The sequence below is a fragment of the Streptomyces sp. NPDC023541 genome, assembly GCF_055559995.1.
Window position 1 is genome coordinate 27895 of record NZ_JBVHJO010000005.1, and the last position, 25800, is coordinate 53694.

At 71.4% G+C, this 25800-nt stretch carries 24 protein-coding genes; 13 read left to right on the forward strand and 11 right to left on the reverse strand.

Annotation, left to right across the window (positions count from 1 at the left end; genetic code table 11):
* Positions 1-129: 129 nt before the first annotated feature.
* Positions 130-810: a DUF1707 SHOCT-like domain-containing protein gene (locus ACZ3X1_RS13615; RefSeq protein WP_467279622.1), complete on the reverse strand. Its 681-nt coding sequence runs from the start codon at positions 808-810 to the stop codon at positions 130-132.
* Between the two features lie 147 nt (positions 811-957).
* Here ACZ3X1_RS13615 and ACZ3X1_RS13620 point away from each other — a divergent pair, with 147 nt between their 5' ends.
* Positions 958-2625: a fumarate hydratase gene (locus tag ACZ3X1_RS13620; RefSeq protein ID WP_362626452.1), complete on the forward strand. Its 1668-nt coding sequence runs from the start codon at positions 958-960 to the stop codon at positions 2623-2625.
* 142 nt (positions 2626-2767) lie between these two features.
* A complete protein-coding gene (locus ACZ3X1_RS13625) occupies positions 2768-3388 on the forward strand; it encodes a hypothetical protein (RefSeq protein ID WP_356815628.1) in 621 nt (206 codons plus the stop codon).
* Here ACZ3X1_RS13625 and ACZ3X1_RS13630 read toward each other — a convergent pair.
* Entirely contained in the window at positions 3345-3755 is a 411-nt protein-coding gene (locus ACZ3X1_RS13630; RefSeq protein WP_356815627.1) for a hypothetical protein, read from the reverse strand. The two genes, ACZ3X1_RS13625 and ACZ3X1_RS13630, sit on opposite strands and share 44 nt — an antisense overlap.
* Before the next feature lie 53 nt (positions 3756-3808).
* On the opposite strand from ACZ3X1_RS13630, the gene ACZ3X1_RS13635 reads away from it, so the two are divergent.
* Positions 3809-4576, forward strand: coding sequence for a glycerophosphodiester phosphodiesterase (locus tag ACZ3X1_RS13635; RefSeq protein ID WP_356815626.1), 768 nt, complete (start codon positions 3809-3811; stop codon positions 4574-4576).
* A 56-nt stretch (positions 4577-4632) separates the two neighbouring features.
* On the opposite strand, the gene ACZ3X1_RS13640 is transcribed toward ACZ3X1_RS13635, so the two are convergent.
* The 4 genes from ACZ3X1_RS13640 to ACZ3X1_RS13655 form a co-directional block, all read right to left on the reverse strand.
* Positions 4633-5043, reverse strand: a complete 411-nt coding sequence (locus ACZ3X1_RS13640) for a peptidase inhibitor family I36 protein (protein ID WP_467279632.1) — start codon at positions 5041-5043, stop codon at positions 4633-4635.
* Positions 5044-5137: 94 nt separating this feature from the next.
* Positions 5138-6097: a hypothetical protein gene (locus ACZ3X1_RS13645; protein ID WP_467279635.1), complete on the reverse strand. Its 960-nt coding sequence runs from the start codon at positions 6095-6097 to the stop codon at positions 5138-5140.
* Between the two features lie 25 nt (positions 6098-6122).
* Positions 6123-6527, reverse strand: a complete 405-nt coding sequence (locus ACZ3X1_RS13650; protein WP_356815623.1) for a peptidase M23 — start codon at positions 6525-6527, stop codon at positions 6123-6125.
* A 253-nt stretch (positions 6528-6780) separates the two neighbouring features.
* Entirely contained in the window at positions 6781-8283 is a 1503-nt protein-coding gene (locus ACZ3X1_RS13655) for a ricin-type beta-trefoil lectin domain protein (RefSeq protein WP_436840890.1), read from the reverse strand.
* 133 nt (positions 8284-8416) lie between these two features.
* Here ACZ3X1_RS13655 and ACZ3X1_RS13660 point away from each other — a divergent pair, with 133 nt between their 5' ends.
* From ACZ3X1_RS13660 to ACZ3X1_RS13670, 3 genes are all read left to right on the forward strand, one after another.
* Positions 8417-9820, forward strand: coding sequence for a class II fumarate hydratase (locus ACZ3X1_RS13660; protein ID WP_356815619.1), 1404 nt, complete (start codon positions 8417-8419; stop codon positions 9818-9820).
* 112 nt (positions 9821-9932) lie between these two features.
* Positions 9933-10652: a cytidylyl-2-hydroxypropylphosphonate hydrolase gene (gene fomD / locus ACZ3X1_RS13665; RefSeq protein WP_356815617.1), complete on the forward strand. Its 720-nt coding sequence runs from the start codon at positions 9933-9935 to the stop codon at positions 10650-10652.
* A gap of 249 nt (positions 10653-10901) precedes the next feature.
* The gene (locus ACZ3X1_RS13670; RefSeq protein WP_362626468.1) at positions 10902-13136 is read left to right on the forward strand and encodes a SpoIIE family protein phosphatase; all 2235 of its coding nucleotides are present in this window, start codon (positions 10902-10904) and stop codon (positions 13134-13136) included.
* A 78-nt stretch (positions 13137-13214) separates the two neighbouring features.
* Here ACZ3X1_RS13670 and ACZ3X1_RS13675 read toward each other — a convergent pair whose 3' ends face one another.
* A complete protein-coding gene (locus ACZ3X1_RS13675; RefSeq protein WP_467279644.1) occupies positions 13215-15488 on the reverse strand; it encodes a transglycosylase domain-containing protein in 2274 nt (757 codons plus the stop codon).
* 232 nt (positions 15489-15720) lie between these two features.
* On the opposite strand from ACZ3X1_RS13675, the gene ACZ3X1_RS13680 reads away from it, so the two are divergent.
* The 5 genes from ACZ3X1_RS13680 to ACZ3X1_RS13700 all read left to right on the forward strand — a co-directional run bounded on the left by ACZ3X1_RS13680 (position 15721) and on the right by ACZ3X1_RS13700 (position 20512).
* Positions 15721-16629 (forward strand): SPFH domain-containing protein, encoded by a 909-nt coding sequence (locus ACZ3X1_RS13680; RefSeq protein ID WP_356812829.1) that lies wholly within the window; start codon positions 15721-15723, stop codon positions 16627-16629.
* On the forward strand, positions 16626-16859 hold the full coding sequence (locus tag ACZ3X1_RS13685; RefSeq protein ID WP_030658696.1) for a type II toxin-antitoxin system antitoxin: 234 nt from the start codon (positions 16626-16628) through the stop codon (positions 16857-16859). Before ACZ3X1_RS13680 ends, ACZ3X1_RS13685 begins: the two co-directional genes overlap by 4 nt.
* 94 nt (positions 16860-16953) lie before the next feature.
* On the forward strand, positions 16954-17478 hold the full coding sequence (locus tag ACZ3X1_RS13690; RefSeq protein ID WP_356812832.1) for a PadR family transcriptional regulator: 525 nt from the start codon (positions 16954-16956) through the stop codon (positions 17476-17478).
* Positions 17478-18164 carry an ABC transporter ATP-binding protein gene (locus ACZ3X1_RS13695; RefSeq protein ID WP_390077898.1) on the forward strand — a complete coding sequence of 229 codons (687 nt, stop codon included), beginning with the start codon at positions 17478-17480 and terminating at the stop codon, positions 18162-18164. The genes ACZ3X1_RS13690 and ACZ3X1_RS13695 overlap by 1 nt, the downstream gene beginning before the upstream one ends.
* The gene (locus tag ACZ3X1_RS13700; RefSeq protein WP_356812834.1) at positions 18161-20512 is read left to right on the forward strand and encodes an ABC transporter permease; all 2352 of its coding nucleotides are present in this window, start codon (positions 18161-18163) and stop codon (positions 20510-20512) included. The genes ACZ3X1_RS13695 and ACZ3X1_RS13700 overlap by 4 nt, the downstream gene beginning before the upstream one ends.
* Before the next feature lie 63 nt (positions 20513-20575).
* Here ACZ3X1_RS13700 and ACZ3X1_RS13705 read toward each other — a convergent pair whose 3' ends face one another.
* The gene (locus ACZ3X1_RS13705; RefSeq protein ID WP_356812835.1) at positions 20576-21523 is read right to left on the reverse strand and encodes a hydrogen peroxide-inducible genes activator; all 948 of its coding nucleotides are present in this window, start codon (positions 21521-21523) and stop codon (positions 20576-20578) included.
* Positions 21524-21661: 138 nt separating this feature from the next.
* Here ACZ3X1_RS13705 and ACZ3X1_RS13710 point away from each other — a divergent pair, with 138 nt between their 5' ends.
* Together ACZ3X1_RS13710 and ACZ3X1_RS13715 are read left to right on the forward strand one after the other, a co-directional pair.
* On the forward strand, positions 21662-22216 hold the full coding sequence (locus ACZ3X1_RS13710) for a peroxiredoxin (protein WP_030658686.1): 555 nt from the start codon (positions 21662-21664) through the stop codon (positions 22214-22216).
* Between the two features lie 3 nt (positions 22217-22219).
* A complete protein-coding gene (locus ACZ3X1_RS13715; protein ID WP_356812836.1) occupies positions 22220-22756 on the forward strand; it encodes an alkyl hydroperoxide reductase in 537 nt (178 codons plus the stop codon).
* A gap of 77 nt (positions 22757-22833) precedes the next feature.
* Here the strand turns inward: ACZ3X1_RS13715 and ACZ3X1_RS13720 are convergent, their stop codons facing one another.
* The 3 genes from ACZ3X1_RS13720 to ACZ3X1_RS13730 form a co-directional block, all read right to left on the reverse strand.
* The gene (locus ACZ3X1_RS13720) at positions 22834-23535 is read right to left on the reverse strand and encodes a hypothetical protein (RefSeq protein ID WP_467279654.1); all 702 of its coding nucleotides are present in this window, start codon (positions 23533-23535) and stop codon (positions 22834-22836) included.
* A gap of 11 nt (positions 23536-23546) precedes the next feature.
* Positions 23547-24230 (reverse strand): hypothetical protein, encoded by a 684-nt coding sequence (locus tag ACZ3X1_RS13725; RefSeq protein WP_467279657.1) that lies wholly within the window; start codon positions 24228-24230, stop codon positions 23547-23549.
* Between the two features lie 68 nt (positions 24231-24298).
* Positions 24299-25681, reverse strand: a complete 1383-nt coding sequence (locus tag ACZ3X1_RS13730; RefSeq protein WP_467279659.1) for an AI-2E family transporter — start codon at positions 25679-25681, stop codon at positions 24299-24301.
* Positions 25682-25800: the final 119 nt, after the last annotated feature.

Consider the following 25800-nt stretch of genomic DNA (forward strand, 5'->3'; position numbering starts at 1 on the left):
GAGCGAGAGACGACGCACCTGTCCCTACCCGCTGTACGCGCCCCTATGCACTGTGTGCCACGGGGCGCCCGGGGTTCGTCCGAAACGAGACCCTCCGCCTCCGGATGCGCTGCCGCCGCGTTTCAGCCGTCAGCCGTCGAGGTTCTTGCGGAGCTTGCGCGCCAGGTCGACCAGGCGGGCGCCCAGCTTGGGCCGCGCCTCGATGTTGCCGAGCAGGGAGAAACCCCGGACGATCACCACCGGCGCCTGCGGGTCCGTCTCCCCGCGGCTCTCGCCGCGCACCTCGAAGTTGCCGAGGACCCCGCTGCCGTAGCCGCGCAGGGTGACGTTCTCGGGGACCAGGACCTCCACGTTGCCGAGCACGCAGGTCACGTTGATCTCGGTGACCTGCTGCTCGAAGACCGCCTGGGTGAGGTCGATGGTGATGTCGCCCATGACCGAGACCGCACGGGTGTGTGCGCCCGGCCTCCAGCGGCCCTTGCGGCTGGAGCTGCTGCACACGGCGACGATGGTCTCGGCGGCCGGACCGGCGGCCCCCCCGTACGAGGACGCGGCTGGGGCCGGGGCATGGGCGGTGCCGGGCGCGGGCAGATCCCGTACGAGCACTTCCAGCTCGCCGACCGTCTTGACGGCGTACAGCGTGTCCAGGCGCTCGGAGTGCTCCTCGGCGGTCAGCCTGCCTTCGGCGACGGCGTCGCCGAGGATCTGCGCGATCCGGTCCCGGTCGGCGTCGGAGGCGCGCAGCCCGGCGTGGGCGGGGGCGGCGGGGGGCTTTTCCAGGTGTTTTTCCAGGTGCTTTTCCAGGTCCACGGCGCCAGCATAGCGAGACACGATAGATCGCGATACTACCGAGTGAGCCTTACCTCACAGACACACGCCGGACGGGAGGTCCTACGCTGGTGGACTGCGCTGCCAAATTGGTCGTCAGTGCTGTCTGCCGAGTGAGGAATGGCCCCAATGCCGGAGTTCGCGTACACCGACCTGCTGCCCCTGGGCGAGGACACCACCCCCTACCGGCTGGTGACCGCCGAGGGCGTGTCCACCTTCGAGGCGGACGGCCGTACGTTCCTCAAGGTCGAGCCGGAGGCGCTGCGCAAGCTCGCCGAGGAGGCCATCCACGACATCCAGCACTTCCTGCGTCCCGCGCACCTCGCGCAGCTGCGCCGCATCATCGACGACCCCGAGGCCTCCTCGAACGACAAGTTCGTGGCCCTGGACCTGCTGAAGAACGCGAACATCGCGGCGGCCGGCGTCCTGCCGATGTGCCAGGACACGGGTACGGCGATCGTCATGGGCAAGCGCGGCCAGAACGTGCTCACCGAGGGCGGTGACGAGGCGGCCCTCTCCCGCGGCATCTACGACGCGTACACCCGCCTCAACCTGCGCTACTCGCAGATGGCGCCGATCACCATGTGGGAGGAGAAGAACACCGGCTCGAACCTGCCGGCGCAGATCGAGCTGTACGCGACCGACGGCGGCGCGTACAAGTTCCTCTTCATGGCCAAGGGCGGCGGCTCCGCCAACAAGTCCTTCCTCTACCAGGAGACCAAGGCGGTCCTCAACGAGGCCTCCATGATGAAGTTCCTGGAGGAGAAGATCCGCTCGCTGGGTACGGCGGCCTGCCCGCCCTACCACCTGGCGATCGTCGTCGGCGGCACCTCCGCCGAGCACGCCCTCAAGACCGCGAAGTACGCCTCCGCCCACTACCTGGACGAGCTGCCGCGCGAGGGCTCGCCGCTGGGCCACGGCTTCCGCGACGAGGCGCTGGAGCAGCAGGTCTTCGAGCTGACGCAGAAGATCGGCATCGGCGCCCAGTTCGGCGGCAAGTACTTCTGCCACGACGTCCGCGTCGTGCGCCTGCCCCGCCACGGTGCCTCCCTGCCCGTCGCGATCGCCGTGTCCTGCTCGGCGGACCGCCAGGCCACCGCGAAGATCACCGCCGAGGGCGTCTTCCTGGAGCAGCTGGAGCGCGACCCGGCCCGCTTCCTGCCCGACACCACGGACGAGCACCTGTCCGAGTCCTCGGACGTCGTCTCCATCGACCTGAACCAGCCGATGGACGACATCCTGGCGACCCTGACCGAGCACCCGGTCAAGACCCGCCTGTCGCTGACCGGCCCGCTGGTCGTGGCGCGCGACATCGCGCACGCCAAGATCAAGGAACTGCTGGACTCGGGCGCGGAGATGCCGCAGTACCTGAAGGACCACCCGGTCTACTACGCCGGCCCCGCGAAGACCCCCGAGGGCTACGCGTCGGGCTCCTTCGGCCCGACCACGGCCGGCCGCATGGACTCCTACGTCGAGCAGTTCCAGGCCGCGGGCGGCTCCAAGGTCATGCTGGCCAAGGGCAACCGCTCCCAGCAGGTGACGGACGCGTGCGCCGCGCACGGCGGCTTCTACCTCGGCTCGATCGGCGGCCCGGCGGCCCGCCTGGCGCAGGACTGCATCAAGAAGGTCGAGGTCCTGGAGTACGAGGAGCTCGGCATGGAGGCGGTCTGGAAGATCGAGGTCGAGGACTTCCCGGCCTTCATCGTCGTGGACGACAAGGGCAACGACTTCTTCACCTCGCGTGAACCCGAGCAGCCGACCTTCACCAGCATCCCGGTGCGCGGCCCGGGGCTGTAGTCCTCAGCCCGTTCCGAGGGGCGCTCTGCCGAACGGCAGAGCGCCCCTCGGGCGTTTCCGCCGATCGGCAGATGGAGCGGGGCACGCCGGACGGCGAGGCTCTACCCGTAACCAAAACCACTTTGGAAAACGGGAGTTCACGATGAAGAACCGTACGCGGAAGAACCGTACGCGCGCCCTTGCCGTCGCCGGATCGGCCGCGCTGCTGGGCACCCTGATGGCGGCCGCCCCGGCTCCGGCGGCGCCTGCCGCGCCGAAGGCCGCCTCGGTGCACGGGGGCGGCACGGTGCACTACCCGTACGTGCCCGCCTCGCACGACATCCGCTTCACGGTCGACGCCGAGTCGGTGCCGTGGAGCAGGCCGCTGAAGGGCGAGAACCTGGAGCACGGTCTGCCGACGGACGCGCGCGGCCGGGTGACCGTCTACCACGCCATGCCGGACCAGGACTTCACCGGCGTCGCCGAGGCCGAGGTGGACTGCATGGTGACGGGCGGCAGGACGGCCACGATCACCGCGGTGGTCAAGAGCTCGAACGTCGGCTGGGAGGGCAGGCGGATCGGCCTGAGCGTCCAGGACGGCGAGCGCGGCGCACCCGACCGCGTCGGCTTCTCCTGGGGCATCGTGAACGTCGACGCGAAGCCCGACGGCTCGGTCGCCGAGCCGACGGTGGGCACCTGCATGGCCCCGGCGCCCTTCACGGAGGTCACCAAGGGCGGCTTCAAGATCGCCCCGGCCCCGCTGACCCCCCGTCCGCAGCCGTAGCCACGGCCGTAGCCGCAGCCACAGCCATCAGGTACCGGGCCTCAACGGGGGTGGCCCGGTACCCCTCCGTCCGTGCGGCCACGGCCTCGGCGATGCTCAGGCCGTACACCCGGCGCAGCAGCGCGATCGGTACTCCGTCGGGCCCGCCGACCGCCAGGTGGACCGATCCCTCGCGGGCGAGGATGCGCTCCCGGACCTCCGGCGGCGGTACGCCCGTGCCCCGGTCGCAGGCGTAGACCTCGTTGCGCGGGCAGTGCTGGTACCCCTCCCAGCGCAGCTCGCCGGCCTGGACGAGCTGCCAGTCCTCCTCGACGCAGTCCTCGCAGGGGCCGCAGTGCGTCCACGCGTGCATGTGCTGTTCCGCCATCCGGGCAGCATGCGGTACCGGGGCGTTGCGCGCATGCCGATAGCGTCGGGGGCATGACGCACACGCAGCTCCGTACCGACCGCGCCGTCCGGGTCGTCGCCCATCGCGGGGCCTCCCACGAGCATCCCGAGCACACCCTGGCCGCCTACCGGCAGGCCATCGCGGACGGTGCCGACGCCCTCGAATGCGACGTACGGCTCACCGCCGACCGCAAGCTGGTGTGTGTGCACGACCGGCGCGTGGAGCGGACCTCCGACGGGCGCGGGGTGGTGTCCGGGATGACGCACGAGCAGCTGTCCGCCCTGGACTTCGGCAGCTGGAAGGGCGAGGAGCACCGCGGGGCGCAGGTGCTGCTCTTCGAGGACCTGCTGAAGGAGGCGCTGGCCGCCGACCGGCCCGTCGGGCTGGCGGTCGAGACCAAGCACCCCACCCGGGCCGGCGGCCGGCTGGAGGCCGAGCTGGTGCGGGTGCTGAAGGACCACGGGCTGGCCGACGGCTCGACGGGCCTGGTCGAGGTGATGAGCTTCTCCCGCAACGCTCTGATCAGGCTGAACCGGCTGGCGCCCGGCCTGCCGGCCGTCTACCTGATCGAGCGGCGGCTGCGGCCGGCCCGGCCGCCGTTCGCCGGGCACGCCGGGCCGGGCATCGACCTGGTGCGCAAGGATCCGGGGCTGGTGGCCCGGCTCAAGGCGAAGGGGCTGCGGGTGCGGGTGTGGACGGTGGACGAGCCGGAGGACGTGGAGCTGTGCCTGCGGCTCGGTGTGGACACCCTGATCACCAACCGGCCGCGCGAGGTACGCGCACAGCTGGACGCGAACTAGCGGGGGCGGCGGCCCGGCTCCGTGGTGGGGAGCCGGGCCGGATTCCCTCGTCCCGCTCAGCTCGGGTTCGGGTGGTAGTTCCAGGACGCGTTGTTGTTGTACGTCACGGAGAGGTTCCGCTTCGACTGGGCGGTGACCACGTCGTAGGGACCCTTGTACCAGCTGTTGTAGTGGACCCGGACGGCCTGGGTGGCGTAACGGCTGTCGGCCGAGGCCGCGTTGTTCTTGATCTGCTGGCCCGCCCCGTTGCCGGTGCCCGGGCTGAACACGCCGGCGAAGTCCCAGGACGGCATGCCGTCGATGTGGTTCATCGTGGCGACGGCGCCGGCCTGGTTGGAGTTGTAGTAGACGCAGGCGAGGCCCGGGTAGCAGCGCTGGGTGGGCGCGGCCTCGGCCGCGGTCGGCAGTGCCATGACCAGCACGCCGGAGGCTGCGACCGCCGTGACGGCAGCACGCATGGTCTTCATGGAAGTGATCCCCCTAGATGGTGGTGCTCGGCTCCGGGTGGCGGAGCCGGGCGGACCGCAGCGCCTTCGTGCGGCCTCAGCGGGTGGCGGCCCCCTACTGGACGTGGGCCAGGGCGGTCTGCTTCGCCTTCTTGACGGCGTCCATCTCCTTCGCCTTGGCGTTGATCATCTTTTGCTGGATCTGCGCCTCGGCCCCGTGCCAGACGTCGACGAGCTTCGTCTCGTTCTTGCAGGCCACGTCCGCGCCGGCGACGGCGATCTCCTCCGCGGAGGCCGTCGGCGCGGCGAACTTCGGGTCGTCGTTGGCCTGCATCGGGTCCTTGTAGCTGTACCCCTTGCCCTTCATGCAGGCGGACCAGGCCGCGAAGGCCTTGGTGACGCGGGGGTCCTTGAGGGACTCCTTGTAGGACTGGCCGTTGATGTCCTGCGCGAGGTCCGCGTACAGCTGCTCGCCGCCGCCGGTGAGGGTGCGCGTGGACTCGGCGATGCAGCCGCCCGGCGGGATGTCCTTGCCCTGGACCTGGCTGGGCGCCGCCTGCCTGGCCTTGGCGGTGTCGCCGGCTTCCTTGGTGGTGCCGGTCATCGCGAGCCACTCCGCGTCGTTCAGCACGGGCTCGGCCGCCGCGGAGGGGGCCGGGCCGTCGGCCGCGGCGGCCGCGGCCGGGCCGCCCGCCTTGGCGGTCTGCCGGGCTGCGACGAACGCCGGCTTGTAACCGGAGCGGGCCGCCTGAGCGGCGTCGACCGTGCCGTACCGCAGGTCGGTGAAGGTCTCGCGCGGGTCGGCCGGACCCTGCTCGGGCGCCTGGAAGGAGGCAAAGCCGAGGCCCTGCATGCACTTCTGCTGGAGCTTCCCGCCGGCCTGGCTCAGCTTCGCGAACTCGGCGGGCGTCGGCAGGTACTGCTCGATGGGCAGGGTGCGGACCTTGGCGGAACCGGCGATCGCGGTCGCGTCGGCGCCGGCGTCGGTACCGGCGGAGGCGGCGTAGCCCGCCATCACCGCTGCGGAGGCGACGGCCGTCGCGAGAAGGGAAATACGGGTGCGCTTCTTGTTCATTTCGCTCAGCATTCTCTCTCGGTCCTCAGACGCCGTTCGGGTGGTAGTTCCAGGACGCGTTGTTGTTGTACGTCACGTTCAGATTCCGCCTCGTCTGAGGCTCGACCACGTCGTAGGGACCCTTGTACCAGCTGTTGAAATGAACACGGACCGCCTGGTTCCAATAGCGGCTGTCCGCCGAGGCGGCGTTGTTCTTGAGCGGGGTCCCCTCCCCGTTCCCGGTGCCGCGGTTGAAGACCACATTGTCGAACGTGTAGGCCGGGTAGTTCTCGATGTGGTACAGCTGCGACAGGGCGCCCGCCTGGTTCGAGTTGAAGTAGAGGCAGGCCATGTCCGGATAGCACCGACCGGTGGGCGCAGCCTCGGCCGCGGACGGCAGCGCGAGAACCAGCACCCCGGACGTCGCGAGCGCCGCTGCGGCAGCACGCATGGACTTCATGAAAGCAATCCCCCCTTGGATGGCACTTCTGGGGGACGGTCAGACCCCCCGCGGTGCGACAACGCCAAGATCGTATGCACGGAATACGGAAAAGAGCACCCGGAAAATTATCGGCTGGCATATTTTCGGCCATGGCTAAAGCCGCGCATAAGGCAGGCGTAATGCGACGCTAAAGCCGAGCATGAAAACACCCGGCCGGGGTGCGCCGGCCGGGCGTGGGGGAATCGGGTGGAGCGGGGGCGGTTTATGCGAAGCGCTGGCTCGCGGATCCGTTGCAGGCCTGGAGGCGCAGCGGGTCGTGGGCGGCGGCCACGGTCAGGCACATGCCCGGCGCGGCGGCGGGCCGCAGGGTGGCGCCGTCGCGTACGAACTGCTGGTTGGCTCCGCCGTGGCAGTTCCAGATGATCAGGCCGGTGCCGGGGCCGTAGTCGGCGCCGGGGGCGTCGAGGCAGCGGTCCTGGGTCAGTTCGATGTGGACGGACTTGCGGGCGCTGTCGTACCACCAGCCCTGGTTGCGGCCGCCGTGGCACTCCCAGCCCACGATCTTGGTGTCGTTGGCGCTGGAGCCGCCGAAGGAGTCGAGGCAGTTGCCGGTGGCCTCGTTCCTGAGCGGCTTGAACTGGTCGTCCCAGGCCCCGGCCTGGAGGACGGGCGTGCCGGTGCTCGCGGGATCGGCGCAGGAGGCCTCGCGCAGGCCCGAGGCGTACAGCTGGGTCAGGCAGGACGCGAAGGCGCCGTGTCCGCGGTAGTTGGGGTGGAAGGACTGGCGGGCGGTGTTCTCGTCCCACGGGAAGTGGTCCCCGAGGTCCAGGTACAGCCCGCGGGCCCAGGTGTCCTCCATGCACACCTCGTGGCCGTGGAAGAGCCGGGAGTTGTCGAGGTAGACCGCGCCGGAGGCCAGGGCCGCCGCGCGCATGCCCTTCTCGAAGGCGGGTACCGCGTAGTTGCGGCCCCAGGTGGCGTCCGAGTCGTAGCCGGCGCAGCCGCCGGGCAGTTTTCCGGGGAAGCCGGGGTTGTCGTGGAAGTCGGGGCCGATGGGGCTGGGGTAGCCCATCAGGACGAGCTTGTAGTCGGCGTCGGCGTAGCCGGCGTCGCGCATGACCGTCCTGAGGTCGGCGACCGTGGCCTCGACCTTGGGCTTCAGGCCGTCGACGCGGGCCTGCCAGCCGGGGGCGTACTTGGGCTCGCAGGTGCCCTGGCTGAGGACCCAGCGGGTCACGCAGTCGGTCATGACCGGACCGAACTGCAGGTCGTCGTTGGCCCCGGCGACGAGCAGGACCATCTTGATCCTGGTGTTGCGGGCCTTGATGGCCAGGCTGTCGCTCTGCACCAGCTCGTCGGCGTACTGCTTGCTGCCGCCGATCCTGATGTTTCCGGTGTAGCCGCCGGAACAGGCGACGTTGAAGGTGAGGTCGGCCGGTATGCCGGTGCGGTGGATCGCCGCGTCCGGCGAGCGGTGGCACTGGTTGTCCGGCGTGTTGGTCGCCGGGTCGTAGGTGCCGACGCCCTCGCCCGAGATCTCGCTGTCGCCCAGCGAGATCAGGCCGGTCCTGCGGTCGGCCTGCGGGCGCACGGCCGGGTCGCCGTAGATCTTGACGGCCTCGGCGGCGCGGATCGCCTCCAGCTCGGGCGGGAGCGGTTTGACGACGCCGGCGGTGGTGGCCGCCTGGGCCATGGGGGTGACGGCGGTGACACCCCCCAGGGCGGCCGCGATCGCCGCGACGGCGGCGAAGGTAGATCTGAGCATGGGTTTCGTACGGGCACGTGCCATGGACGCCTCCCCGGACGGTCAGTGTTACCCACGGTATTTACTGGTCGGTAGGGGAGTTGGGAACACTCGCAACAAGAGAATTGCTCAACTTTTTGAGGAGGCAACAGACATGACAGACAATCAGCACGCCGACGGGTTCCGGACCGAGCACGACTCCATGGGTGACGTACGGGTGCCCGTGCACGCCAAGTGGCGGGCGCAGACCCAGCGCGCCGTGGAGAACTTCCCCATCTCCGGACAGCGGCTGGAGCGGGCCCACATCGGGGCCCTCGCCCGGATCAAGGCCGCGGCGGCCCTCGTGAACGCCCGGCTCGGCGTGGTGGACCAGGACGTCGCCGAGGCGATCCGGTCCGCGGCCGGCGAGGTGGCGGACGGCCGCTGGGACGACCATTTCCCCGTGGACGTCTTCCAGACCGGATCGGGGACCTCGTCCAACATGAACACCAACGAGGTGATCGCCACCCTGGCCACCGAGCGCCTCGGCCGGGACGTGCACCCCAACGACCACGTCAACGCCTCGCAGAGCTCCAACGATGTCTTCCCGTCCTCCATCCACATCGCCGCCACCGCCGCCGTCGCGAACGACCTGGTGCCGGCCCTGGAGCACCTCGCCGCCGCGCTGGAGCGCAAGGCGACCGAGTTCGACCGGGTGGTCAAGGCCGGCCGCACCCACCTGATGGACGCCACCCCGGTCACCCTCGGCCAGGAATTCGGCGGTTACGCGGCCCAGATCCGCTACGGCGTCGAGCGGCTGCGCTCGTCCCTGCCCCGCCTCGCCGAACTCCCCCTGGGCGGAACCGCGGTGGGCACCGGCATCAACACCCCGGCCGGGTTCTCGGCCGCCGTGATCGCCGAAGTGGCGGTCGCCACCGGCTTGCCGCTGACCGAGGCCCGCGATCACTTCGAGGCCCAGGGCGCGCGCGACGCGCTGGTGGAGACCTCGGGAATGCTCCGTACGGTCGCCGTCTCGCTCACCAAGATCTGCAACGACCTGCGCTGGATGGCGTCCGGGCCGCGGACCGGATTGGCCGAAATCAGCCTCCCGGACCTCCAGCCCGGCTCCTCGATCATGCCCGGGAAGGTCAATCCCGTGGTCCCGGAGGCCGTCCTGATGGTCGCCGCTCAGGTCATGGGGAACGACGCCACCGTCGCGGTGGCGGGCGCCGCCGGGAACTTCGAACTCAATGTGATGCTCCCGGTGATGGCCAGGAACCTCCTCGAATCGATCCGGCTGCTGGCCGCCGCCAGCCGGCTGCTCGCCGACCGCACGGTCGACGGGATCACCGCCGACGAGGCCCGGGCCAGGGAGTACGCCGAGTCCTCGCCCTCCGTGGTGACCCCGCTCAACCGCTACATCGGCTACGAGGAGGCCGCGAAGGTGGCCAAGAGGTCCCTCGCCGAGCGCAAGACGATCAGGGAGGTGGTCCTGGAGTCCGGCTACGTGGAGCGCGGCGCCCTCACCCTGGAGCAGCTCGACGAGGCCCTGGACGTCCTGCGCATGACGCGTCCCTGACCGGCCGTCCCGCGCCTCCGGGCGGGGTCCGGATCCGGTCGTTCCTCGTCCCCGAATCGCCTGGTGACCTGCACCGCAGCGGGCGTACGGGCCCCCGCCCTAAGATCTGCGCATGACAGGTACTTTCAAGCCCGGGAGCGGCCGGGCGCCGGACGCGCCGACCGGCCCCGCGCGCGGGACGCGCTGGGAGCCCGGGGACCAGATCCTCTGGCGCTACCGCGACCACGCCCCGGGACTGAAGGGCGCGGTGCACATCTGCCGCCCGGTGACGGTGGTGCAGGACACCGACGAGATGCTCGCCGTCTGGATGGCGCCGGGCACCGAATGCGTCAAGCCGGTGCTCGCCGACGGCACCCCCGTGCACGAGGAGCCGCTGGCCACCCGCTACACCGCGCCGCGCACCACCGTGCGCTCGCGGTGGTTCGGCGGCGGCGTCCTGAAACTGGCGCGGCCCGGGGACCCGTGGTCGGTCTGGCTGTTCTGGGGGCCGGGCTGGCAGTTCAAGAACTGGTACGTGAACCTGGAGGAGCCGCGGGCGAGATGGGCCGGCGGAGTCGATTCCGAGGACCACTTCCTGGACATCGCCGTCTACCCCGACCGCAGCTGGAAGTGGCTGGACGAGGACGAGTTCGCCGAGGCCCAGCGGTCCGGCCTGATGGGCCGTGAGCAGGCACGGCGGGTACGGGAAGCCGGCCGCGCGGCGGTCGCGGTGATCGAGGAATGGGGCGTTCCGTTCTCGGCCGGCTGGCAAGACTGGCGGCCGGATCCGGCCTGGAGGATTCCGGCCCTGCCCGAGGACTGGGACCACCCCCCGGCGCATATGACCTCATGAGACCCTTGATGCGCCCCCGGGGTTCAAACGTAGGATCGTCCTCCACGAGGTCGCGCGCGCGGAACGGTGCGATCGGGTCGCACCCCAGCAAGTGTCGTTCTGTTCACGGGATCTGACCGGAGGTCGACACACGAGGAAGTTCGAGCGAGGAACCTCTGGGCGATGGTGCCCGGGCCGCTGAGCGGGTATACCGCGACTGACCGAGTTGAGTGCAGCGCACATCGAGCGCAAACGGACGGAATTCCACGCGTGACGGAGTACCCCACCTCCCAGGAGGGCCCGCAGCCCGTCGCCTCCGGCGGAGGTACGGACGAGGCCGGCCACGGCAAGGCGCCCATCGCCGCCGCCGAGGCCGTACGCACGCACGCCGCCGGCGCCGGTACCGGCCCTGCGGCCGACCCGGGCGCGGCGGCCGCCGCGGCGGCTTCCGACGTACGGGCCGCGCGCTCGGCGGCGGGCGCGGCCTCGGGTCTCCCCCGGCCGCGCGGAGCGGCGGCGGAGGTTCCCGCCGCCGCGGGCTCCGGTCCGGGCCAGAACCACGACAACGCCCGTCCCCGGGACGCCGCGGACGCCGTGGACGCCCACGACGCCGCCCGCGGCGCCGGGGCCGGCCCGGCTCCCGCCGGTGCGGGGAGCGGCGCACCGGGCTTCCAGGGGGCCGGCGGGCCCGCCGTGCCGGGCGGGGGCGCCCCGGACGCGACAGCCGCGCGCCGCGAGGGGGACCGGCTGCGTTTCGTGGGCGCCGCCACCCGGCGGATCGCCCGCGGCATCGACCTCGACGAGATCGTGCTCGGCCTGTGCCGGGCCACCGTCCCGACCTTCTCCGACGCCATCCTCGTCTACCTGCGCGACCCGCTGCCGGTCGGTGACGAGCGGCCCGTCGGCCCGGTCGTTTTAAGGCTGCGCCGCACCGACCGGCTCCGGCCGATCGACGACCTGACGGACATCAGCAGCACCATCGGCGCGGGGATGGACCTCGCCGGGGCCGCGGGGGCCACCGGCGAGCTCGACTTCAGCCAGCTGCCGCTGGTCGGCCCGCAGGGTGACCTGCCCGCGGCGGAGCTGTGCGAGATCCGGCCCGGCGGCGCGCTCGCCGAGGTGCTGCGCGGCGTACGGCCCGTCTTCGCGTCCTCCGCCGGCGCCCGGGCGGCACTGCCCGAGCTGCTCGGCGCGGACCATCCGCTGCCGCGCGGCAACCGCGCGGTCCTGGCGCCGCTGCGCGGCCGCCGGCGGGTGATCGGCGCCGCCGTGTTCCTGCGCAGCCCGGAGCGTCCCGCCTTCGAGCAGAACGACCTGCTGGTCGCCGCCCAGCTGGCCACCCACACCGCGCTCGGCATCGACAAGGCGGTCCTGTACGGCCGCGAGGCGTACATCGCCGACGAACTGCAGCGCACCATGCTGCCCGACAGCCTCCCCCAGCCCACCGGTGTGCGGCTGGCCTCCCGCTACCTGCCCGCGGCCGAGACGGCCCGGGTGGGCGGCGACTGGTACGACGCCATACCGCTGCCGGGCAGCCGGGTCGCGCTCGTCGTCGGCGACGTCATGGGCCACTCCATGACGTCGGCCGCGATCATGGGGCAGCTCCGCACCACCGCCCAGACCCTGGCGCAGCTGGACCTGCCGCCCGCCGAGGTGCTGCACCACCTGGACGAGCAGGCGCAGCGGCTGGGCTCGGACCGCATGGCCACGTGCATGTACGCCGTGTACGACCCCGTCGCGCACCGGATCACCATCGCCAACGCCGGCCATCCGCCGCCGGTGCTGCTGCACCTGGGCGGCCGGGCCGAGGTGCTGCGCGTACCGCCCGGCGCGCCCATCGGCGTCGGCGGCGTGGACTTCGAGGCCGTCGAACTGGACGCGCCCGCCGGGGCCACCCTGCTGCTGTACACCGACGGTCTGGTGGAGTCGCGCCTGCGGGACGTGTGGACGGGCATCGAGCAGCTCCGCGAGCGGCTGGCCACGACCGCGCAGCTGACCGGCCTGGACCATCCGCCGCCGCTGGAGGCCCTGTGCGACGACGTGCTGGACATGCTGGGCCCGGGTGACCGGGACGACGACATCGCGCTGCTCGCGGCCAGGTTCGACGGCATCGCGCCCAGTGACGTCGCGTACTGGTTCCTGGACCCGGAGGAGACCGCTCCGGGCCGCGCCCGGCGGTTCGCCCGCCGGGCACTGACCCGTTGGGGCCTGGAGGACCTGAGCGACTCCCTGGAGCTGTTGGTCAGCGAGGTGGTCACCAACGCCGTCCGGTACGCGGAGCGGCCCGTGACGCTGCGTCTGCTGCGTACGGACGTGCTGCGCTGCGAGGTCGGGGACGACTCCCCGCAGCTGCCCCGCCAGCGCAGGGCCCGGGACACCGACGAGGGCGGCCGTGGCCTGTTCCTGGTGAACCGGCTGGCCCGGCGCTGGGGTGCGACCCGGCTCAGCAGTGGAAAGGTCGTCTGGTTCGAACTCCCGCTGCCGGGCGCCGGCGAGCGGCGCTGACCGCTCGTCCAACGGCCGGCACGAGCACGGAACAGCGCCGCCCCGCAGCCTTCTCGGCTGCGGGGCGGCGCTCTCGTTTCAGTTGGCCGGGTGCTCGCCCAGGACCGGCGGGTCCGGCGGCTTGGGGCCGCCCGTCTTGGTGGCCGTGGCCGTCGGGGACGTCGTCCCGCTGGGCGTCGGACCCGTCTTGGTCGCGGTGGGCGTCGGCGACGTCGTCGGGGACTGCGTCGGGCTGTTGGTGACGGCCGGCGGGCTGGAGGACGGGCTCGCCGAGGCCGTCGGCGAGGCGCTGCGGGACGGCGTCTGCACGGCGCCCATGTCGGCCTCGGACAGCTGGAACTTGCCGGCGTTGCCGCCCTTGAGGGCGGCGGTGGTGTACGCCTTCCAGATCGAGGCGGGGAAGCTGGAGCCGCCCAGACGGCCGAGGCCGGCGGTGCCGGTCAGGGTGACCTGCCTGGCGGTGCCGGGCTCCTCACCGAAGATCGCGACGACGGTGACCAGCTCGGGGGTGTAACCGGCGAACCAGCCGGAGAAGTTGTTCTCGGTGGTACCGGTCTTGCCGGCGGCCTCGTAGGCGCTGCTGCGGACCTTGTTGCCGGAGGCGCCGTCGTCGTTGACGACGCCCGTGAGCACCTTGGTGACGGTGTCGGCGGTGCGGCGGCTGATGGCCTGAGTGCCGATCGGCTGGACGGGCTCGACCTCGCGGTCCTTGTGCTCGGCCGTCTTGATGATGGTCGGAGTGACCTTCTTGCCGTGGTTGTCGAAGGTGGCGTAGACGGCCGCCATCTCCACGGTGTTGGCGCTCATCGTGCCGAGGGCCATGGCGGGCTTGTCCGCGGGCCAGCCCTCACGGTCCTTCATGCCGACCTGGATCGCGGTCTTCTTCACGTTGGGCGGCTCGACGTCCACGATCATCTGCGCGTAGACGGAGTTCACCGAGGAGTTGGTCGCGTCCTGGACCGTCATCATCGGGTCGCCGAAGTTGCGGTTCTCCTGGTTCTGCGGGGCGAACGGGATGTCGCTGCCGACGACCGCGCGCTTGCTGGTGCCGTCGTAGAGCGCGTTCGGGGTGATCGGCTTGCCGTCCTGGGTCTTCGCCCCGTTCTCCAGGGCGGAGGCCAGCACGATCGGCTTGAACGTCGAGCCCGGCTGGTAGTCCTTGCGCAGGGCGTTGCTGGACCAGTGGTCCTTCAGACCGGTGCCGCCGTACATGGCGACGATGTGGCCGGTCTTGGGGTCCACGGAGGTGGCGCCGGCCTGCACGCTCTGGTCCTGGGGCCGGCCCTTGGTGTCCTTGCGGTCGAGCTTGGACTCCAGCTCCTCCTGGACGGCCGTCTCGAGCGCTTCCTGCTTCTTCGGATCGATGTTGAGCGTGAACGTCCAGCCGCCGGCGTCGATCAGCTTGCGCTCGACGCCCTGGGCGTTGAGCTCGGCCTCGGCCGCCTGGACCAGGTAGCCCTTCTGGCCGTCCATGCCCATCGGGGGCTGCGGGGGGATCGGCTCCGCGAACTTCATCCCCTGGCGCTTGGTCTCGTCCAGCTTCTTCATGTCGACCATGTTGACGAGCGTCGCGTCGTAGCGGATCTTGATCCGCTTCTTGGTGTCGTCGCCGGCGGTCGACCAGTCGTACTGGCTGGGTGCCTGGACGAGGGTGGCCAGGTAGGCGCCCTGTTCCAGCGTCAGCTTCTCGGCGTCGACGCCGTAGTACGCCTGGGCGGCGGCCTGGATGCCGTAGGCGCCGCGGCCGAAGTAGCTCGTGTTGAGGTAGCCCGCGAGGATCTCGGGCTTCTTCATGCGCTGGTCGACCTTGAGGGAGATCACCAGCTCCTTGAGCTTGCGGGTCGGCGTCTGCTCCTGCGTCAGGTAGTAGTTCTTGACGTACTGCTGGGTGATCGTGGAGCCGCCGGCCTTGCCGCGGCCGGTGGCGGTGTTCCACAGACCGCGGGCCAGGCCCTTGAAGTCGACGCCGCCGTCGCTGCGGAAGGACTTGTTCTCGATCGCGATGAACGCCTCCTGCACGTCCATCGGGATCTTGTCGATGGGCAGGATCTCGCGGTTGACCTTGCCCTTGGTGGCCATGATCGTGCCGTCTGCGTACTTGTAGACGTTGCTCTGCTGGAGCGCCTGCTTGTTGGGGTCCGGCTCTTCCACGTAGAAGTACAGGGCGACCAGCGCGCCCATACCGAGCAGGGCAAGCGTGAAGAACGTGCCCAGGACCTTCTTCCAGGTGAAGAAGCGGCGTATGCCGGTGCGCTTGCCGGTACCCCCGCTCCCGTTGGCGCCCTTCGCGCGTCCGCTCGGCGCCCGCCGCGCACCGCGCTGCTGCGCCTTACGCACTTCTGCTCGGCCCATCGCTCCCGCTCCGCTCGATTACCCCCCCGACGTCAACTCAGAAAGCTAACACCGCAGGCTGTGACAAACTTTGGTCAATGCGGACCAATTCTGGTCATTTCGGACGTGAGAATCAGCACCCACGTCACAGGAACCGACGCTCAGATAAGCGGATGGGTTGCCATTGCGCAAAAAAGTGATATCACTTTGCTAGGCGGCTCGACCGGCCGCGCGCACAGAAACGGGGCGAAACATGACGAACCACATAGCCACTCCGGACGGAGTACGGGAGTTCACCGCGCGCAGCATGGGCGGCGGGCTGGCGCTGCTGCTCGGCCTGGCCGGCCTGCTCGCGGGCGCGGGGCTGGTCGTGGCCGGCGCGGCGGCGGGCGCGACCGGGGCCAAGGTTGGGCTGATCGCGAGCGGCGTGCTCCTGGGCCTCGCCTCCGTGATCGCGATGAGCGGCCTCAACACGGTGGCGCCGGGCGAGGCCCGCGTCGTCCAGCTCTTCGGCCGCTACCGCGGCACCATCCGCACCGACGGCCTGCGCTGGGTCAACCCGCTGACCTCGCGCGAGAAGATCTCCACCCGCGTGCGCAACCACGAGACGGCCGTCCTGAAGGTCAACGACGCCTACGGCAACCCGATCGAACTGGCGGCGGTCGTGGTCTGGCGGGTCGAGGACACCGCTCGCGCGGTCTTCGAGGTCGAGGACTTCACCGAGTTCGTCGAGACGCAGACCGAGGCCGCGGTCCGGCACATCGCGATCGAGTACCCGTACGACGCGCACGAGGAGGGCGGCCTGTCGCTGCGCGGGAACGCCGAGGAGATCACCGAGAAGCTCGCGGTGGAACTGCACGCACGGGTGGACGCCGCCGGGGTGCAGATCATCGAGTCCCGGTTCACGCATCTCGCGTACGCTCCTGAGATCGCCTCCGCGATGCTCCAGCGCCAGCAGGCGGGCGCCGTCGTGGCGGCTCGCAAGCAGATCGTGGAGGGCGCGGTGGGCATGGTCGAGCTCGCCCTGACCCGTCTGGCGGAGGAGGAGATCGTGGACCTGGACTCGGAGCGCAAGGCGGCCATGGTCTCGAACCTGATGGTCGTCCTGTGCGGCGACCGCGCCGCCCAGCCGGTCCTCAACACGGGCACCCTCTACCAGTGACCCCCTCCGGCGAGGAGAAGCCGGCGGGCCGGCAGGCGCGCAAGCAGGTGCTCCTGCGACTCGACCCGCAGGTGTACGACGCGCTGGCCCGCTGGGCGGGCGAGGAACTGCGCAGCGCCAACGCACAGATCGAGTTCCTGCTCCGCCGGGCCCTCGCCGAGGCCGGCCGGCTCCCCTCCGCCCCGGGCCCCATTCCCCGCCGGGGCCGGCCGCCGAAGCCCTCGGACTGACCGCCGCTCCCGTGCCGCGCACGGGAGCGGCTTTCGCGCTTCCGCAGCGGGCTTCTATACACTCCGCGTATACACGCAATGTATAGTCGGTGGCATGTCCATCGGTCACACCCTCCTGGGCCTCCTAGAGGCCGGCCCGCGCCACGGCTACGACCTGAAGCGGGCCTTCGACGAGAAGTTCGGCCACGACCGCCCCCTCGCCTACGGGCAGGTCTACTCGACCATGTCCCGCCTCCTGAAGAACGGCCTCGTCGAGGTCGAGGGCATAGAGGCGGGCGGAGGTCCCGACCGCAAGCGGTACGCCATCACGGACGCCGGGATCACCGACGTCGAGGCCTGGCTCTCCCAGCCCGAGAAGCCGGAGCCGTACCTCCACTCGACCCTCTACACCAAGGTCGTCCTCGCACTGCTCACCGGCCGCCGCGCCGACGAACTGCTGGACACCCAGCGGGCCGAGCACCTGCGCCTCATGCGCATCCTCACCCAGCGCAAGCGCAAGGGCGACACCGCCGACCAGCTCATCTGCGACCACGCCCTGTTCCACCTCGAAGCGGACCTGCGGTGGCTGGAGCTCACCGCGGCCCGGCTCGACCAGCTCGCGCGGGAGGTCCGCCGATGATGACCCCGGCCGGCTCCCTGCTCGCAGCCACGGACCTGCGCAAGGCGTACGGGACCACCAACGCCCTGGACGGCGCCGAGTTCTCCATCCACGCGGGCGAGGTCGTCGCCGTCATGGGCCCCTCCGGCTCCGGCAAGTCCACCCTGCTGCACTGCCTCGCCGGGATCGTCCCGCCCGACTCCGGCTCCATCACCTACGCCGGCCGCGAGCTCACCACCCTCGACGACGCCGAGCGCAGCGCCCTGCGCCGCACCGAGTTCGGCTTCGTCTTCCAGTTCGGGCAGCTCGTACCCGAGCTGACCTGTGTGGAGAACGTCGCCCTCCCGCTGCGCCTGACCGGCGTCAAGCGCAAGGAGGCCGAACGCACCGCCCTGCACTGGATGGAGCAGCTCCAGGTGGAGGACCTCGGCGCCAAGCGGCCCGGCGAGATATCCGGCGGCCAGGGACAGCGCGTGGCCGTCGCCCGCGCCCTCGTCACCGGCCCCCGGGTGATCTTCGCCGACGAACCCACCGGAGCCCTCGACTCCCTCAACGGCGAACTCGTCATGCAGCTGCTCACGGAGGCCGCCCGGTCCGCGAACGCCGCCGTCGTCCTCGTGACGCACGAGACGCGCGTGGCCGCCTACTCCGACCGCGAGATCGTCGTACGCGACGGGAAGTCCCGCGACATGGAGCGCATCGTATGACCCGGCTCCAGGTCTGGACCCGCGACCTCGGCATGGGCGCCCGCTTCGCCTTCGGCGGCGGCCGCGAGGGCTGGATCCGCACCCTGCTCACCGGTGTCGGCGTCGGTCTCGGCGTCGCGCTGCTGCTGATCAGCACCGCGATCCCCGGCGCCCTGACCGCACGGTACGAGCGCGGCGACGCGCGGTCGACGCTGCACTCCGACACGGCCGACGCCCCCGGACCCGACACCCTGCTGATCGCCCGGATCGGGCAGACGTACCACCACAAGGACATCGAGGGGCACGTGGTGCGGGCCGAGGGTCCGGACGCCCCGCTTCCGCCCGGCCTGAAGAAACTCCCGGGCCCGGGCGAAATGGCCCTCTCCCCCGCCCTGGACGAGTTCCTGAAGTCCTCCGAAGGCGCCCTGCTGCGCGAGCGGCTCGACGCGCGGGTCAGCGAGATCGTCGGCGACCCGGGCCTGGTCGGCCCCGGCGAACTGCTCTTCTACCTGGGCAGCGACACCCTCCGCAAGAACGGCCCCGAGGACTACCGCGTCGAGCGCGTCACCGGCTTCGGCTACGAGGCGGACCGCGAGAGCCTCGACCCCGTGCTCATGCTGATGGTCGTCCTGACGTTCGTCGCCCTGCTGATGCCCGTCGCCGTGTTCATCGCCACCGCCGTCCGCTTCGGCGGGGAGCGGCGCGACCGGCGGCTCGCCGCGCTGCGGCTGGTCGGCGCGGACAGCAGGATGGTGCGCAGGATCGCGGCCGGTGAGGCGCTGGGCGGCTCCCTGGTCGGACTGGCCCTGGGCACCGGCTTCTTCGCCGTCGGCCGCTCACTGGTCGGCAGCGTCAGCCTGCGGCAGCGCAGCGTCTTCCCCGCCGACCTCGACCCGGCGCCCTGGCTGGCGGTACTGGTCGCCCTCGCGGTGCCCGCGGCGGCCGTGGCCGTGACCCTGTTCGCGCTGCGCGGTGTGGTCATCGAGCCGCTGGGCGTCGTCCGCACGGCCAAGCCGTCCCGCCGCCGCATCTGGTGGCGGCTGCTGCTGCCACTGGTCGGGCTCGGCCTGCTCCTGCCCATGGACGGCCGCGGCAACGACCAGGGCAGGTTCAACCAGTGGCAGGTCAGCGGCGGCGTGGTGCTGCTGCTGGTCGGGATCACCGTGCTGCTCCCCTGGCTGCTGGAGCGCTTCGTGGGGAAGATGTCCGGCGGCCCGGTCTCCTGGCAACTGGCCGTGCGCCGGCTCCAGGTCGACAGCGGCGGCGCCGCCCGCCTGGTCAACGGCATCGCCGTGGCCGTCGCGGGCGCCATCGCCCTCCAGATGCTCTTCGCGGGCATCGAAGGGGACTACACCGAGTCGACCGGCCAGGACCCCTCCCGGGCCGCCGTCGCCGTCATGGCCAACCGCGAGTCGGACGCCCCGATCGACGACCTCGCGCATCGGATCGCCGCCGTACCGGGCGTCACCCGCGCGGTCCCGCTGACCTCCACGCAGGCCGCGCACCGGATGCCCGCGGAGGAGGACACGGTCCAGGTGACCGTCGGCACCTGCGACGCGCTCCGGGAGGTCGCCACGCTCGACTCCTGCGAGGAGGGCGACGCCTTCGTCCTGACCGGACCCTCCTCCACGGGGACCTACGGGGGCACGGCGAAGCCCGGCGACGAGCTGTTCGTCGGCAACGTCCGGCGGTACGAGTCCGATCCGGCCGACCGGCCCGGGCCGGTGAAGTGGCAGGTCCCGGCGGGCACCCGTAAGGTCCCCGCCCGGGAGGACCCCTCCGGGTCCGTGCGCGACGGCCTGCTGGTGACTGCGTCGGCCGCGCCGAAGGAGCTGGGCGACTTCCCCGACGCGCGGATCTTCGTCCAGGTCGACGATTCCGGTCCCGACGCCCTGGACCGGGCGCGCAACGCCGTCTTCAAGGCGGACCCGCTCGTCGTGGCGCTGACGCTGCGCCACTCCGAGCAGGCCGCCGGCTTCTCATCGATCCGCACGGGGCTGTTCTTCGGCGCCGCAGCCGTGCTGGTCCTGATCGGCGCCAGCCTGTTCGTCTCACAGCTGGAGCAACTGCGCGAGCGCCGGCGGCTGCTGTCCTGCCTGGTCGCCTTCGGCACCAAGCGCTCCACGCTGAGCCTGTCGGTGCTGTGGCAGACGGCCGTGCCGATCGTCCTGGGCCTGGTGCTGGCGGCCGCGGTGGGCACCGCGCTGGGCGCCGTCCTGATGGGGATGGCCGCCCTGCCGGTCCGGATCGACTGGCCGTCGGTCCTCGGGATGACCGGGGTCGGCGCGGGCGTCGTCGCGGCCGTGACCCTGCTCAGCCTGCCGCCGCTGCTGCGGCTGATGCGCCCGGACGGCCTGCGCACGGAGTGACCCCTGTGCCCGCCCGCCCCCGTACGCCCGCCTCCTGATCCGGCCCGACCTACAAGCCGCCTCCTAGTCGGTGGGCCAGACGGGGAGCGGGCGTACGGCTTCGCGCAGGGCGGCGGCGATCGCCTCGAACTCCTCCTGGCGGGCGGTCCCCGTGCGCATGGCCAGGGCGATCCGCCGTGAGGGGGCGGGCTCGGCGAAGCAGCCGGTGGACAGGTACTCGTTGCGGGCCGTCTCCAGCCGCAGGGCGGTGCGCGGCAGCAGGGTCACCCCGAGGCCGCCGGCGACGAGCTGCACGAGCGTGGACAGCCCGGCGGCGGTCGTCGTGACGTCCGCCCCGGTGGTCCGCCCGGCCTCCCGGCAGATGTCGAGGGCCTGGTCCCGCAGGCAGTGCCCCTCGTCCAGCAACAGCAGCTGCAGGTCGCGCAGTTCGTCGAGGGGGATGTCCCGGCGTCCGGCCAGCGCGTGCTCGCGAGGGGCGAGGAGGACGAAGTCCTCGTCGAAGAGCGGCAGTTCGGTGACGCCGGGGACCCCGAGCGGCACCGCCAGCAGGAGCAGGTCCAGGCGCCCGGCGGCCAGCCCCTCCAGCAGCGAGCCGGTCTGCTCCTCGTGCACCTGGAGGTCCATCCGGGGGTAGCGGCGGTGGAACAGCCCGAGCACGGTCGGGAGCAGGTACGGCGCCACGGTGGGGATCACCCCGAGCCGCAGTATCCCGGTGAAGGGCGCCCGTACCGCCTCGGCCTCCTCCAGCAGTCCGCCGACGGCGTCGAGCACCACCTGCGCCCGGGCGGCGATCCGCTCGCCCGCCGGGGAGAGGAGCACCTTGCGGGTGGTGCGTTCCAGCAGCTGCACGCCGAGGGCCTCCTCCAGCGCGGACACCGCGCCGGAGAGCGCCGGCTGGCTCATGCCGATGGCCGCGGCCGCGTCGCGGAAGTGCAGGTGCTCGGCGACGGCCGTGAAGGCGCGCAGCTGAGCCAGGGTCGGTTGCTTCGCTCCCCTATTACCGACAGCCACTGATAGGTACCTCCGATCACCCGCATCAAGACTAGCTATTTCCATAATCAATGCAGGTTGTGCCAGCATGTGAGACACGTCCAACCCCATCGGAAAGCCCCCAAAAGGGGTCTGTTTCCATTGAAACAAGGAGAGCGCGTGCTCACTGTTGGTGACAAGTTCCCCGCCTTCGACCTGACCGCCTGCGTCTCGCTCGAGGCCGGTGCCGAGTTCGCGCAGATCGACCACAAGACCTACGAGGGCAAGTGGAAGGTCATCTTCGCCTGGCCTCTGGACTTCACCTTCGTGTGCCCGACGGAGATCGCCGCCTTCGGCAAGCTGAACGACGAGTTCGCCGACCGCGACGCGCAGGTGCTCGGCTTCTCCCTCGACTCCGAGTACGTGCACCACGCCTGGCGCAAGGACCACGCCGACCTGCGTGACCTGCCCTTCCCGATGATGTCGGACATCAAGCGCGAGCTCTCCGCCGAGCTGGGCATCCTCGGTGAGGACGGCCTGCCGATGCGCGCCGTCTTCGTCGTCGACCCGAACAACGAGATCCAGTTCTCGATGGTGACCGCCGGTTCCGTGGGCCGTAACCCCAAGGAGGTCCTGCGGGTCCTCGACGCCCTGCAGACCGACGAGCTGTGCCCCTGCAACTGGAACAAGGGCGACGCCACGATCGACGCCGGCGCGCTGCTGGCCGGTGAGTGACGGATGTCCCTCGACTCCCTGAAGGCGTCCGTCCCGGACTTCGCCAAGGACCTGAAGCTGAACCTCGGTTCGGTCATAGGCAACAGCGACCTCCCGCAGCAGCAGCTGTGGGGCACCGTCCTGTCCTGCGCGATCGCCGCCCGCTCCCCGCGCGTCCTGCGTGAGCTGGAGCCCGAGGCGAAGGCGAACCTCTCGCCGGAGGCGTACACCGCCGCCAAGTCCGCCGCCGCGGTCATGGCGATGAACAACGTCTTCTACCGCACGCGGCACCTGCTCTCCGACCCGGAGTACGGCACGCTGCGCGCGGGCCTGCGGATGAACGTCATCGGCAACCCGGGCGTGGAGAAGATCGACTTCGAGCTGTGGTCACTCGCCGTCTCCGCGATCAACGGCTGCGGCCAGTGCCTGGATTCGCACGAGCAGGTCCTGCGCAAGGCGGGCGTCGACCGCGAGACGATCCAGGAGGCCTTCAAGATCGCCTCGGTGATCCAGGCCGTCGCGGTCACCCTCGACGCCGAGGCCGCCCTCGCCGGCGAGTAGCAGCACCCCGTACGACGGCCAGGGCGCCCGCGACCGGAAACGGCCGCGGGGGCCCTGGCGTTGCCAGCCGTCAGTGGTCAGTCCTTGCGCAGGGCGGCCATCAGCGCCCGCGCGTCCTCGACCGCCGCCGCCGTGAGGGCGTCCTGGTCGGGCGGCGCCGCTTCCTTCACCGGGAGGCCGGGTTCGCCCTCCGTCCGGTTGAAGAACATCGCCAGGAAGGTGAACACCGCCCCTCCGTCACGGACGCGCAGCCGAAGATCGCTGCTGCCATCGGACGACCCGACCAGAGCCTGCTCACCCAGCCCGGGCACCTCCTCCCACCGGAGGTCACTGTCGAACATCCGGTCGGACTGCGAGCCCAGGGCGAACTCGGGCGCCGGATCGGACTTCTTGTGCAGTTCGACCATGGCCACCACCATGAACCTGCCCGACCCGTCCTTGCTGTCACCGCTGCGGCTGCACGACGCCCAGTCCAAGGCCGGCTGACGGCCGGCCTTCCGCGGGGTGGAGTCCGTGAACGCGCCCAGCGCCGCCGCGAGGGCCGGCGCCTTGAACCGCCCGCACAGGTCGTCCGTGACCGCGTAGCGGACCTCCGGCTCCGCGAGCCGGTCCCCGAAGGCGTACAGCCCGCCCGCCCACAGCGCGGAGGTGGCCGCGACCGCGGCGGCGATCCCCCACCACGGCCGCAACGGCCTCCGCGGGCGCACGGCCTCGTCCTGTGCGAGCTCCGCCGGACGCGCCGACTCCCACGCCCCGTCGAGCTCGGGTTCGCTGATCATCACGCCGCCCCCTACTTCTTCGGCGCAGCCATCAGCGCGCGGGCGTCCTCGGCCATCGCCGCATGGAGCGCGGCGGTGTCGGCCGGGGCGTTCTGCGCACGGCCGCTGCCGTAGGCCTCGATCGTGAACACCGCACCGCCGTCCAGAACTCTGAGCTGTACGGTCGCGTCGCCGGGGCTCACGAGGACGACGGCGCGCTCACCGAGTCCCTCAACCGCCTCCGTACGCCCCGCGCCGATATCGGCGGCGAGCCAGAGCGACGGTACGTCGAACTCGGCTCCGGGGTCGGTCTTCTTGTGCAGGTCGACCTGCGCCCGCACGGTGAGGGTCGACACCGACTCACCGTTCTGCAGCACGCATATCGCCCCGCGCACGGCCGGGTGGTCGTTCTGCTGGTTCATCGGCCGGTACCGGTGCAGGTCTCCCGCGATCCTGCCCAGCGCCTGGGCCCGGAAGTCCTCGCACAGGTTCTCCGTCGCCCGGTACGAGATCTCCGGCGCGGCGAGCTTCTCCCCGAAGGCGTACAGGCCGCCCGCCCATACCGCCGAGGCGGCCACGGCCCCGCCCAGCGCCCACAGCCACGGCCGGCGCGCCCCCGCGGCGCCCTCCGCCCGTCTGCGCGGCGCGAGTTCCTCCGCCCGCTCCCCCGCGTGCTCGGCCTCCCACGCGCCGTCGAGCTCCGGATCGGTGATCATGCCTGTCCCCCCTGTCGTACCGCTGCGGGCGCCACCGGCGGCGCCCGCCCGTTCTCGCCCCGGCCTGGTCAGGGCCTGGGGCGCTCCTCGTCGACGGGCCCCAGGCCCAGGGCCGTCGCGCCGTGCGGCGCGGGGCCGACCATCCCGGTCCCGAGATGGTGCTGGTCCCGCGAGTACGCCCTCAGGTAGCCCACCACCGTGTTGGTGACGGCCACCAGCGGAACGGCGACCACCGCCCCTCCGATGCCCGCGACCATCCCGCCGGCGGCCACCGCGAGAACCACCGCGAGCGGGTGTACCCGTACCGCCCGGCCGAGGATGAAGGGCTGGAGCACGTGCCCTTCGATCTGCTGCACCGCCAGGACCACCAGCAGCGCCATCAGGGCGGTGAACACGCCCTGGGTCACGAGCGCCACGACCACGGCGAGGGCGCCCGAGATCACCGCGCCGACCAGCGGGATGAAGGCGAAGAGGAAGATGAACACGGCCAGGGGCACCGCCATCGGAACGTCCAGGAAGTACAGCCCCAGGCCGATGAAGATGGCGTCGATGAGGGCGACGATGACCGTGCCGCGGACGTACGCGGTCAGCGTGCGCCAGGCGCGCGGACCGGCGCCGGCGACTCCGGCGCGGGCGGCGGCCGGGACCAGGCCCAGCGCCCAGTTCCAGATGCGCTTGCCGTCGTAGAGCAGGAACAGCGTCGAGAACATCGCGAGCAGCATGCCCGTGAGGATTTCGACGAGGACCGTCACGCCCTGGAGCCCGGCGGAGGTGATCTGCTCGGTGTTGGTGCCGATGGTCTCGCTGAGGTTCTTCGCGATGTCGTTGATCTGCTTCTCGGTCACATGGAACGGACTGTCCAGTGCCCAGAGTTTGAGCTCGTTGATGCCGTCGCGGACCCGGTCGGAGAGGTCGTCGAGGTTCTCCATGACCTGCCAGACCACGAACCAGCCGACGAGCCCGATGACGACGAAGCCGAGGACCGCCGTGACGGCCGTGGCCAGACCACGCGGCAGGCCCAGTCTGCGCAGGCGGACGACGAAGGGCTGGAGCATCGCGGTGACGAGCATGGCGGCCGCGAAGGCGAGGACGACCAGGCGGACTTCACTGATCACCTTCATCAGCACCCAGAGCATCCCGGCGAGCAGCAGCAGCCGCCAGCTGGCCTCGGCGGCGACACGCATCCCCCACGGGACCACGCTCGCCGGATCGGGCCGCTCGGGGCGCTCGTAGCGCGCGGGAGCGGCCGTCGTGGCCCCGCTCCCCTCCGCCGGTGCGTCGGCCCGCTCAGCGGCCGCCGGAGCCGCCTGCGCCGCCTGGGCCGGCCGGGACCGCCCGGGCAGGTCGCCGCCGGTCTCGGCCTCGACTTCGGCGCGCCGCTCGTTGAGCCGCGCCTCCATCGCGTTCAGCCTGTTGCCCAGCCGGCCGAGCCAGCCTTCCCTCTTCGCCATGTCAGCTTCCTTCCCCCGCCCCCCGGTCTACGGGCACACCCCGATGACCGTACACGCGGGTAGCCCCGCACCGTACGACGGTGCGGGGCTACCCGGGACGAGCTGTGGCGCCGCGGTGC

Excerpts from the sequence above, each read along its gene's own strand:
- ACZ3X1_RS13645 (WP_467279635.1), bottom strand. The coding sequence starts at position 6,097 with ATGAACAAGAAGCGCACCCGTATTTCCCTTCTCGCGACGGCCGTCGCC.
- ACZ3X1_RS13675 (WP_467279644.1), bottom strand. The coding sequence starts at position 15,488 with ATGGGCCGAGCAGAAGTGCGTAAGGCGCAGCAGCGCGGTGCGCGGCGG.
- ACZ3X1_RS13715 (WP_356812836.1), top strand. The coding sequence starts at position 22,220 with ATGTCCCTCGACTCCCTGAAGGCGTCCGTCCCGGACTTCGCCAAGGAC.
- ACZ3X1_RS13680 (WP_356812829.1), top strand. The coding sequence starts at position 15,721 with ATGACGAACCACATAGCCACTCCGGACGGAGTACGGGAGTTCACCGCG.
- ACZ3X1_RS13695 (WP_390077898.1), top strand. The coding sequence starts at position 17,478 with ATGACCCCGGCCGGCTCCCTGCTCGCAGCCACGGACCTGCGCAAGGCG.
- ACZ3X1_RS13630 (WP_356815627.1), bottom strand. The coding sequence starts at position 3,755 with ATGGCGGAACAGCACATGCACGCGTGGACGCACTGCGGCCCCTGCGAG.
- ACZ3X1_RS13700 (WP_356812834.1), top strand. The coding sequence starts at position 18,161 with ATGACCCGGCTCCAGGTCTGGACCCGCGACCTCGGCATGGGCGCCCGC.
- fomD (WP_356815617.1), top strand. The coding sequence starts at position 9,933 with ATGACAGGTACTTTCAAGCCCGGGAGCGGCCGGGCGCCGGACGCGCCG.
- ACZ3X1_RS13650 (WP_356815623.1), bottom strand. The coding sequence starts at position 6,527 with ATGCGTGCTGCCGCAGCGGCGCTCGCGACGTCCGGGGTGCTGGTTCTC.
- ACZ3X1_RS13725 (WP_467279657.1), bottom strand. The coding sequence starts at position 24,230 with ATGATCACCGATCCGGAGCTCGACGGCGCGTGGGAGGCCGAGCACGCG.
- ACZ3X1_RS13730 (WP_467279659.1), bottom strand. The coding sequence starts at position 25,681 with ATGGCGAAGAGGGAAGGCTGGCTCGGCCGGCTGGGCAACAGGCTGAAC.
- ACZ3X1_RS13655 (WP_436840890.1), bottom strand. The coding sequence starts at position 8,283 with ATGCTCAGATCTACCTTCGCCGCCGTCGCGGCGATCGCGGCCGCCCTG.
- ACZ3X1_RS13640 (WP_467279632.1), bottom strand. The coding sequence starts at position 5,043 with ATGAAGACCATGCGTGCTGCCGTCACGGCGGTCGCAGCCTCCGGCGTG.
- ACZ3X1_RS13620 (WP_362626452.1), top strand. The coding sequence starts at position 958 with ATGCCGGAGTTCGCGTACACCGACCTGCTGCCCCTGGGCGAGGACACC.
- ACZ3X1_RS13690 (WP_356812832.1), top strand. The coding sequence starts at position 16,954 with ATGTCCATCGGTCACACCCTCCTGGGCCTCCTAGAGGCCGGCCCGCGC.
- ACZ3X1_RS13635 (WP_356815626.1), top strand. The coding sequence starts at position 3,809 with ATGACGCACACGCAGCTCCGTACCGACCGCGCCGTCCGGGTCGTCGCC.
- ACZ3X1_RS13720 (WP_467279654.1), bottom strand. The coding sequence starts at position 23,535 with ATGATCAGCGAACCCGAGCTCGACGGGGCGTGGGAGTCGGCGCGTCCG.
- ACZ3X1_RS13625 (WP_356815628.1), top strand. The coding sequence starts at position 2,768 with ATGAAGAACCGTACGCGGAAGAACCGTACGCGCGCCCTTGCCGTCGCC.
- ACZ3X1_RS13660 (WP_356815619.1), top strand. The coding sequence starts at position 8,417 with ATGACAGACAATCAGCACGCCGACGGGTTCCGGACCGAGCACGACTCC.